This is a genomic window from Pseudodesulfovibrio sp., assembly GCF_028692895.1.
In the GTDB taxonomy this organism is placed as follows: Bacteria; Desulfobacterota; Desulfovibrionia; order Desulfovibrionales; family Desulfovibrionaceae; genus Pseudodesulfovibrio.
In genome coordinates, this window is sequence record NZ_JAQUWN010000117.1 from 1 (window position 1) to 6,222 (window position 6,222).

The 6,222-nt window shown below is 68.3% G+C and carries 4 protein-coding genes; all 4 read right to left on the bottom strand.

Going from position 1 to position 6,222, the window contains the following annotated elements:
• Positions 1 to 272: 272 nt before the first annotated feature.
• On the bottom strand, positions 273 to 2,288 hold the full coding sequence (locus PHP91_RS16875; protein WP_300143570.1) for a molybdopterin-dependent oxidoreductase: 2,016 nt from the start codon (positions 2,286 to 2,288) through the stop codon (positions 273 to 275).
• 51 nt (positions 2,289 to 2,339) lie between these two features.
• Positions 2,340 to 3,881 carry an amidohydrolase gene (locus PHP91_RS16880; RefSeq protein ID WP_300143574.1) on the bottom strand — a complete coding sequence of 514 codons (1,542 nt, stop codon included), beginning with the start codon at positions 3,879 to 3,881 and terminating at the stop codon, positions 2,340 to 2,342.
• A gap of 78 nt (positions 3,882 to 3,959) precedes the next feature.
• Positions 3,960 to 4,967, bottom strand: a complete 1,008-nt coding sequence (locus PHP91_RS16885; RefSeq protein ID WP_300143577.1) for a Gfo/Idh/MocA family oxidoreductase — start codon at positions 4,965 to 4,967, stop codon at positions 3,960 to 3,962.
• Positions 4,968 to 5,160: 193 nt separating this feature from the next.
• Positions 5,161 to 6,222: sulfotransferase (locus PHP91_RS16890; protein WP_300143580.1), on the bottom strand; the 1,062-nt coding region annotated here is incomplete at its 5' end.

The window sequence follows — 6,222 nt, forward strand, 5'->3', positions numbered from 1 at the left end:
TTGCGGGTATCTTGGCCGCCTGCGTGTTGCGTCGCCAAGCATCCGATCCAAGCGGGACGGCTCCATCTCTCGCAAAAGCTGCAAGCCGTTCCTCCGCGAAAATTCGTAGACTGCACAAAACCGTCCCGGTGGCCACATAGAGCCGCCTTACCCGCTTGGTCGGCTGCTAAGCGCCGGAACACAGGGCTGGACTTGTACGGATTGATGGGGAGGGACTCCGATACCGGACGATTGTCTTGGGCTCCCGCTTCTGCGGATGGCCGGGTCCCCGCCTACGCCAGCTCCACCTCGACCAGGTTGCAGTGGAAGGCGCAGGTCTCGCCCATGTCGGTGAGGCGTTGGCTGGTCAACTGGTTGGCCCCGCCGCCGGGGGTGAGGCCGGGCCAGCGCAGCCCCTCGATGACCAGCAGGTCGGGCCGGGTGTCGTCGGTGAGCTCGGCATAGAGGCGGCACTCGCCCCGGCCGTTGAAGACGCGGACCAGCGCGCCGGGGCCGATGTCGCGCGCGGCGGCGGTCTCGGGGTGAATCTTGACCGTGGGCGGGCCCATCATCTCGCGCAGCTCGGCCACCTCGTTGAAGGCGGAGTTGAGCAGCAGGCGGTGGGGCGGAGTGATGCACTCCAGGGGGTAGCGGGCCCCGTCCGGGTCGCGCACGGGCGTGCCGTCGGGCAGGGGGTCGAGGCCGCGCGCGGCCATGGCTTCCGAATAGAATTCCACCTTGCCCGAGGGGGTGTTGAAGCCTTTTGCGTAGGGCGAGGCCGGGATGTTGAGGCGGACCGGGCGGCCCTCGGCCAGGGGGGAGAGGTCCACGCCGTCCAGGGCGCCGGAGGTGTCGTCGGCCAGGAGGCGGGCCATGAAGTCCTTTTCGGTCAGGGAGAAGACCTCGTCGTCGAACCCGAGGCGGGCGGCCAGGGACTGGAAGATGTCGAGGCTGGTGCGGCACTGGCCCACGGGCGGGATGACCGGCTCGGCGGCCTGGATGTAGTTGTGGCCGTAGGCGCGGTAGAGGTCCGCCATCTCCATGAAGCTCGCGCCGGGCAGGATGACGTCCGCGTGCCGGGCGGTGTCGGTCATGAACATCTCGTGGACCACGGTGAAGAGGTCCTCGCGCAGGAGGCCCGCCATGACGCGGCGGGACTGCGGGGCCACGGCCGCCGGGTTGGAGAGGTAGACGTAGAGCAGGCGCACGGGCGGGTCGTCCAGCCGGGTCAGGGCGTCGCCCAGCTCGACCATGTTGACCTCGCGCGTGCCCGCGGGGCGCAGATCGGGCCGGGTCAGGCAGCTCAGGTCGGAGATGCCGCCGCCCACGGAGCGGGAGAAGCCGCCGCCGGGCTTCTCGAACGCGCCCACCAGGGCCGGGAGCAGGGCGATGGTGCGCATGGCCATGGCCCCGGCCAGTTGGCGCGCCGGGCCCATGCCGCCCCGGATGAACGGGGCCCTGGCCGAGCCGTACTGCCGGGCCAGGCGGACGATCCGCTCCGGCTCGATGCCGCAGATACGGGCGGCCCGCTCGGGCGGATACTCGGCGGCGCGGCCCTTGAGCCGGTCGTAGCCCACGGTCATGCGGGCGATGTAGTCGCGGTCGATCAGCTCCTCGGCGATGAGGACGTGCATCATGGAAAGCGCCAGGGCCGCGTCCGTGCCGGGGCGGAGCATGACGTGCTCGTCGGCCGCCCTGGCCGTGTCGTTGCGGTAGGGGTCGATGACCACGAGCCGCGCCCCGTTCCTGCGGGCGGCGGCGAAGAAGGGCCAGGCGTGGATGTTGGTGGTGCGGATGTTGCCGCCCCAGATGAGGATGAGGTCGGATTTGGCCGACTCGGGCAGGTCCGCGCCGGGGCCGGAGCCGAGGCTGACCTTGAGGCCCGCCCCGGCCGCGTTGGAGCAGATGGTGTACTTGAGCGCGCTGGCCCCGAGCTTGTTGAAGAAGGCGTGGCCCGCGTGGCGGTGGATGAGGCCCATGTGCCCGGCGTAGGAGTAGGGCAGGATGGCCTCGGGCCCGGACTCGGCCGTCACGGCCCGGATGCGCGCGGCGATCTCGTCCAGGGCCTCGTCCCAGGATATGGGCGCGAACCGCCCCGAGCCCTTGGGGCCGGTGCGCCTGAGGGGGGTGGTGATCCGGTCCGGGGAGTGGACGTGGGCCGGAAAGGACGCGCCCTTGCGGCAGATGAAACCGTTGGTGAAGGGGTGGTCCGGGTCGCCCTTGACCGCCACGACGCGGCCGTCCTCGACCTTGGCCAGCAGGCCGCAGGTGTCAGGGCAGTCCTTGGTGCAGACCGTTCGTTTCCACATGGTCGCCTCCGATGAGGGGTTGGCGGCGCTGGGCCGGTTGAACGGGAAAACTCAGTCCTCGAACGCGTGGCGCACGCCCGCGCAGTAGGTCTCGGCCACCGCGATCCGGGCGATGGCGTCGGGCGCGGCGGTGAAGGGATCGCCCATGAGGACCACGAGGTCGGCCGCCTTGCCCGGTTCGATGGTCCCGCGCTCGTCCTCCTCGAAGCCCGCGAAGGCCGCGTCCGAGGTGAAGAGGCGCACGGCCTCCTCCGGGGTGAGGCGTTCGGACGCGATGGGGTGCAGCACGGCCGCCTGGATGCCGGTCAGGGGCGTGTAGGGCGTGATGGGGCAGTCCGAGCCGCCGCACATGCGCACGCCCTTGTTCGCCATGGTCCGGTAGGGGTGGATGCGGGCCATGCGGTCCTCGCCGAAGCGGGACACGTAGTCGTCCCAGTCCACCAGGAAGGGAAAGAACGAGGGCTGCATGGCGGCGATGACGCCCGCCCTCGCCATGCGGTCCAGTTGGTCCAGGGTCGGGATCTCGCAGTGCTCGATGCGGTGGCGGTGGTCGGCGCGGGGCGCGGCCGCGATGGCCTTTTCCATGGCCGAGAGGACCTGCTCGATGGCCCCGTCCGTCTCGCAGTGGACGGCCACCTGGAGGCCCGCCTTGTGGGCGGCCAGGACGAATTCGTCCATTTGCTCCTGGGTGTAGTTCAACGCGCCGCGGTTGTTCGGGTCGTCGCTGTAGGGCTCCAGCAGGGCGGCGGTGCGGGCGGACATGGCCCCGTCCGCGCAGATGCAGCCGCCGATGCGCGGCAGACCGAGAGCCAGGGTCTCCGGGATGTCCATGACCTGGTTCCAGATGATGGCGTTGAGCGGCAGGGTCTGGCGGTTCTTCGCCGCCAGCGGGGTGTCGCCGGGGCCGAAGTCGCCGCCTTCCAGGCAGTGCAGGGTGGTGATGCCCTGGCGGATGGCCGCGAGGCAGGCGGCGCGGAAGCGCTCCAGCTTCACCTCGTCCGGGGTCAGGCGGCTGGCCTTGGGAAAGACGTGGGTCAGGGTGCCGGGGTCGCGGATCACGCCCGTGGGCGCGCCGCCGTCCAGGTCCATGCCGGGCAGGAAGGGCGGCAGTTCGAGGAGCTCCAGGGCCTTCGAATTGAGCACGCAGAGGTGCCAGGAGGCGTGGACGAGCATGGCCGGGCGGTCCGGGCAGGCCGCGTCGAGGTCTCCGCGCAGGGGCAGCCGCCGCTCCGCGAGCTCCAGCTCGTTGAGGCGGCAGCCGAGGACCCAGTGGCCCGGGTCGCCGGCGGCGTAGCCCTCGGCCAGGATGGCCCGGACGTCGCCGAGATTTTTGGCGACGCTCAGGTCCAGGCCGCCCAGGACCTGGGCCGTGAGCCCGAGGTGCTGGTGGGTGTCGATGAAGCCGGGGAGCATGGTCCGGCCGCCGATGTCGCGCACGGGCCAGCCGGAGGCTATCAGCGGGGCCACGGCCTCGGGGCCGCCCACGGTCGCGATGCGGCCGTCCTTGATGGCCAGGGCGGAGAAACGGGCGTTCTCCCCATCCAGGGCGTAGCCGTTGACATTGACGAAGCAGCAGCGGTTTTCGGTGGGCATGGGCCAGGTTCTCCCGCTTTTCAGGGGGGGCGTCAACACCTCATTTCGTCCCGTTCCCGGCGGGTCCCGGCGCGGGCGTCAGCATGCCGCCCACTGGCCGGTTGCCGCGCTTTCCTTGAGGGCTTCGAGGACGTGCATGTTGGCCCAGGCGTCGGTCAGCCCAACAGGCGCGGGCGCGTCGTCCAGCACGGCCCTGGCGAAGTTCTCGGCCATGAGCGTGTACTGGTCGCAGAGGGGAAAGGCGATGGTCCTGAGCGCGTGGGCCGGGTCGTCGAGGTGGTCGCGCTGGAGGAGAATCTGGGCCGGGTGGTCCGGCGGCGGGTTGAAGGGCAGGGGGATGTCGATGCGACCCTTGGTCCCGAGGATGGAGACGTGCTGGTGTTTCGCCCCCTGGGTGGAGCAGGAGAATGTGGAGGTCCTGCCCCGGAAGTCGAGCAGGCCGGAGGCGAGGCGGTCCGTGCCGAAGGCCGGGTCCGCGACCAGCAGCCCCAGGGCGCGCCGGGGCTCGGCGTCGAGCAGGAAGCGGGACAGGGACACCGCGTAGCAGCCGATGTCCATGAGCGCGCCGCCGCCCGCCGCCGGGATGTTGCGGATGTTGCCGGGGTCGGCGTTGAAGTACGAGAATTCGGTGTGGATGGTCGTGATCGCGCCGATCTCGCCCGCGTCCACCAGCCGTTTGGTTTCCTCCCATTGGGGATGGTGGCGGTACATGAACGCCTCCATGACCTTGACGTCGGGATAGCGGCTGGTGGCGTCGATGAGCCGGTTGATCTCGTCGTCGGTCAACCCCATGGGCTTTTCGCAGAGGACGTGCTTGCCCGAGGCCATGGCCTTCAGGGTCCATCCCACATGCAGGTGGTTGGGCAGGGGAATGTAGACCGCGTCCAGCCGGGAGTCTGCCAGCAGCTTCTCGTAGGAGGCGTGGACCTTGGGGATGCCGAGGTCCTTTGCGGCGCGCTCGGCGGATTCCCTGGTGCGCGAGGCGATGGCGGCCACCTCGACGTGCCGCGCCTCCTTGAGGGCGGGAATGACCTTTTCGCGGGCGATCTTTGCGGTGCCGAGGATGCCGAAACGTACTTTGTCCATGCGGTGTTTCCTGCCGAGGTTGACGGTGTCCGGGAGCGGCCAGTATACCTTGATGCCGTCTCGGCGCAAGGGGCGGCCTATCTATGAACGCCCATTCAATCGAGCAGGCGCGACCGAAAGGGGACGTGCATACGTCCGTACGTCATGCTTTCGCCATGCGGCGGGGCGGTCGGCACGGGCCGACGTGGGCAGGTCAGCGGGTGAACTGATACTTGGGCTTTCTTCCGAACAGCGTTTCCCAGTTTTCGTATTCCCGGATGAACCGGTCCCGCAGCTTGGCGAGCAGGAAGTCGGGGAGCTCCACGTTGACTTTTTTCTCGTTGATCTTTTCGTGGAACGGGGTCTCTTCGGCAAAGGAGCCTTCGGGCGAGCCGAGGAATCCGAGCAGGTCCCGCGCGCACTGTTCCGGCTTTTCCGCGATGTCTTCAAAGAAAATATAGTGGATCGCGCCGAAATGGCGTTCCCAGTTCCTGATGCCGTCCGCGTAGCCCCAGAAGTCGTACCGTTCCGCCATTTTCATGACCTTCGTCCGGATGAAGGAGTCCTCTTCCGTCAGCGAGCCGATATTGAGCCCCTTGCGCGAGAGCTCGAACTGGATGTTGGACCAGCACGCGTCTATGGGGTCGCGGACCAGAAGGACCACCTTCATGTCCGGCATCAGCATCTTGATGAATTCGACCTGCTTGTCGGGGAGCCCCAGGTAGTCGGGGTCCTTTTCTCCCTGAATGACGGTGGCGATGTCGAGGGAGTCGTAGTCGGGGGCGTTCAGGAATTCATTGGCGCCGAATTCCAGCCGTTTCAGATACCCGCCGGCGTCGTTGATGAACGCACGCGAGAAGGGGCGTGGCTCGTTGGCCGAGAAAATGACGTTCTCCGCGTTCGCCATCGTCTTTTTGGACCAGGTGCTCGCCGCGCGCGGGGTGCCGATGACCGTGAAGTCCGGAAACTTCACTTGGATTTCCGGCCTGCGCAACAGTTGGAGCTTCATCTCCTGCACGAAGCGGATCTGGCGCAGGAGCAGCTCGTGCGAGGAACGAAAGACGTAGCGATAGATCGACTGCTCCCGGAAGTCGATGTCTTCGCCCTTGTCGTAGGAAGCCAGCAGGCGTTTCTCGACGCTCGTGAGATGGGCATAGAGGGCCCGGACTTCCCCGGAGGCGGAGAGCCCTTTCGGGAACGGGTGCAGGTCGGGCAGGCCGCAACGCCGCAACGATTGGAGGATGCCGTCGCCGATGGCCAGGTCTTCAAGGGAGGC

What these genes read in the sequence shown, in the direction of transcription:
- PHP91_RS16885 (WP_300143577.1), bottom strand. Translation starts at nt 4,967, where the DNA reads ATGGACAAAGTACGTTTCGGCATCCTCGGCACCGCAAAGATCGCCCGC.
- PHP91_RS16880 (WP_300143574.1), bottom strand. Translation starts at nt 3,881, where the DNA reads ATGCCCACCGAAAACCGCTGCTGCTTCGTCAATGTCAACGGCTACGCC.
- PHP91_RS16875 (WP_300143570.1), bottom strand. Translation starts at nt 2,288, where the DNA reads ATGTGGAAACGAACGGTCTGCACCAAGGACTGCCCTGACACCTGCGGC.